1 protein-coding gene and 1 pseudogene are annotated in these 3,620 nt (G+C 44.9%); one reads left to right on the forward strand and one right to left on the reverse strand.

Annotated features, from left to right (window positions below; translation table 11 throughout):
- Window positions 1–129: 129 nt before the first annotated feature.
- The gene (locus WBA23_RS12715; protein ID WP_424582655.1) at window positions 130–2,556 is read right to left on the reverse strand and encodes an ABC transporter permease; all 2,427 of its coding nucleotides are present in this window, start codon (window positions 2,554–2,556) and stop codon (window positions 130–132) included.
- Window positions 2,557–2,757: 201 nt separating this feature from the next.
- Between WBA23_RS12715 and WBA23_RS12720 the strand changes: the two are divergent.
- Window positions 2,758–3,620: pseudogene (locus WBA23_RS12720) on the forward strand (hypothetical protein); the annotation flags it as partial.

Raw genomic sequence — 3,620 nt, forward strand, 5'->3', positions numbered from 1 at the left:
CATCCTGACTGTGAGGTAGTGCACTACTAGTATACCTGTACAGCGAGTTACAGATCGATACTACCGAAGAATAAATAAGCTACTCCAACTAGCTATAGTTAAAAAACTGTGATACAAGCTAAAAATCAGTCAGTCGTCTCTAAGTATATCGGCAGGGTTACGAAGGACTTGTTTTATGGATTGTCCGCCGGTAGTTAGAATCGATAGTACTAACAAAAGTAGCAAAGGAATAGCGAACATCCACCACTGCCATTCAGTACGGTAAGCATAGCCTTGCAACCATTTGTTAAGCAGTAAATACGCAACGGGGGCAGCAAAGAGAAACCCTAGGCAGGCTAAAGATAGCAGCCCCTTCATCAGTAAAAAAGCTAAATGCGCTAGTGGTGCCCCCAGTACTTTGCGAATACTGATCTCTTTTGTTCTACGGGAGATCACATAGATAGATAATCCGAACAAGCCCATGAGAGCAATTGCTAAGCATACTAGCATAAACAAAGAGGAGACTCGGAAGAATTGCTGTTCGTTGTGGTATTGCCGATGGTAGAAATCGTCCAGGAAAAAATAGTCAAAAGGACTATCCGGAAACACCTCATTCCATTGGGCCTGTACGATTGCTATAGATTGCTCAATATCTTTTTCAAGAATCTTAACTACTAGGTAGTCCAACGCCCGGGGGAGCAACTCGTAGAATGTAGGCTTGATTGCTTGTTGTAAAGATTCTTGGTGAAAATCCTGTAGTACCCCAACGATTAGCTTCTGACTATCATCATAAAAGACCAAGTGCTTTCCTACCGCTTCTTCGGCACTGGAAAAGCCTAAGGTGCGTATCGCCGATTCATTTAGCAGAACCGTATTAAACTGATCGATAGTGTAGTGCTCGGAGAAGTTTCGTCCGGCCAGCACGGTCGCGTCAAACACTTCTACAAACTGATCGTCAATGCCCTGCATATGCAAGAAGTGAACTTCATCCGGTGAGCTTCCTTCTCGCCGAAACCCTTCCGTCCCCCACACCAATTCGCTGCCGGGTGCGTGAGATACTGAGGCTACTTGCATGGAGGAAAATGACGCTAGCTTTTCTTCTAAAAGATGAGTCAAGCGGCTGTATTCTGAATCAATAACGTAGCTTTTACGCTCTTCTGACCACTTCTCTTTTTCCATACTAGGTGCTTTAATCGCCAGCAGTTGATTAATAGCAATTCCTAAGTCACGTTCATGCATAAACGTAAGCTGTTGATAGATCAATAGCACGGTGATCATTACGAAAGTGGTCGCCACAAACTGGAAAGTGATGAGCCCCTTCCGTAAGAAAAGGGGACCTGAAACTTCGCTGAGTCCTTTAATAGCTCGACTAGGATTCACCGAAGACAGTAGTAGAGAAGAATAAAGGGCTAATGCCACTACCGTAATTAAAAATATACTCACCAGCACTATCCAAAACACGCTGTCGGCATAGAGTTGGTGCCAGGACAGTGGTTTATCGGAAAGCTCAGCCAGAAACGGAAGCAGCAATATGCTTAACCCAAATGCTAAGCCAACGCCGACAAAACTATACAAACTGGCTTCGGCAACAAATTGATAAATTAAACGGCTTTGGGTGGTGCCAAGTATTTTCCGAATGCCCACTTCCTTAATGCGGCCTAGGGCTTGCGCAGTATAGATATTCACCGAATTTATGATGGCTACCGTAGGAACAATAAGCCCAATAATAATGAGAAGCAGTAATAGCTGATAACTTCCGTTAGGCATTATCTCTTCCTGAAGATTTGAGTGCAAATGAATACTGGTAAGGGGCTGAAGGTTCACCTGAGTGGTTACCTGCGTATCAAACATGCCCTTGCTTTTTTCGGTGACAATCTTATTGAGCTGTTCTTCAAACTGATCAACATTTGCCCCTTCCGATAGTAGTGTATAGGTATACGCCCCGGTAAACCGCCAAGATAATTCGCTCTCCGCTTCTTCAGGCTGCACAAAAAGAATTTCGTAGGGAAAATGGGTGTTGGCGGGAAGATCCTCGAACACTCCAATAACTTGGGATAGCGTATAATCTTCACCTAAAATCTCAATAGGTTGATTAAGAGCCGAGTCTAGACTAGAAAAGTATTTCTTGGCCACTGACTCGGCAATCAAAACCCCTAGCCCTTCGGATGTTCCGTGCAGTATGGTGGGGGAAAAGACATTCACAAAGTGAGGGTCTACCCCATAGACCTGCTTTTCGTTAAATCTTTTCTTGCCCATCTCAATTGTCACGCCCGTAGCCGAATAGATTTTAGTGGTATGATGAGCTTCGGGCAAATCTTCTCTGATGGTATGAGCTAAAGCCGAAGGAGATTTGGCTAATGATTCTGAGTTTATACCTTGAATAAACTTTTGAAAGCTCACCCGGTAGATACGATCATGATTAGGATAAAACGTATCGTAACTTTTTTCCCATGAAACATAGCTATAAACGAGTATACCAATGGTGATTCCGGTGGTGAGACCGAGGATATTAATCAGCGAAGAAGTAAGATGCCGTTTGGCGTAACGAGTAGTTAAGGTCAGGAATCTGCGGTGCATTAAGAGAAGTTAAGAAATATACATGCTAATCGCCTCTGTTTTTGATGACCTACTAAAGTTAGCACCAATGAATGAAGCTTCAAATTTTGTCACTGTAATTTAGAATAGCAATACCATACTTTACCCTTCTTAGAATTCTAGTATATTCGCTTACCGATGATCATCCTTATAGATAAAGTAATACTTTTAATTAGTAATCTAGTGCCTCAACTCTTATCGCTTCTGATATTATTCGTTGTTGGGTTTACTGCTACCGCTGATGCCGATACAATAAACTACGATCTATCTACCTACCGCCCACAACCGGGATTGACGGCTGAAGTAGATAATGAAGTACTGACCGTCATCTGGCAGGGCGACCGAGGTACTGAGTTGCGGCTACGGTTTACTATCGTTCAAGGCGTGCCAACGATACGAGAACTGGCGGTTCAGTCAGCCGACAATGAATGGAAAATACTAGCTACGAATGTAGTGCCAGAGTTTCGCGTAGTGTCGGGAGTGCGGAGGGTTACTCAGCAGCAAACCGAACCGCTGGAACGATTGAAAGTGCCACTCACCGCTGAAAAGCTAAACGAAATTAAGTGGGATGCCTTTTGGGATGCGCCACTCTACGTTTCGGATGAACCGCCCCGTTCGCATGAGTCGTCTATTCCCGCTGCCGAGCCATTTGCCAACCACCCTGGTATGCCTCGCCAGTCAGAAGAAATCAGCCGGGATACAGCTAGCTACCAAGCTACTAATTGTAAAGTACATACCAACGGTGCGCGGATTGAAATTACCTTTCCGGGGGCGGCAGCGGGTATCTTTTTGGGCTACTTACAGTACGACATATTTAAGGGCAGCAACCTGATTCGGCAAATGCTGGTCGCCCAAACCGACCATCCCTCCGCCGCTTTCAAGTACGATGCCGGACTTACAGGTTTCTCGGTTCAAGATTCGTCAAAAGTAGTATGGCGCGATCTGGTAAACCGCTGGCAGGAGTATCAATTGGGTGGTCCGACTACTGACCAAGCAACTATTGTGCGTAGCAGTAACCGACTGATGGCGGCTGAACTAGCCGAAGG

It is taken from the genome of Tunicatimonas sp. (assembly GCF_049647865.1).
Classification (GTDB): Bacteria; Bacteroidota; Bacteroidia; order Cytophagales; family Cyclobacteriaceae; genus Tunicatimonas.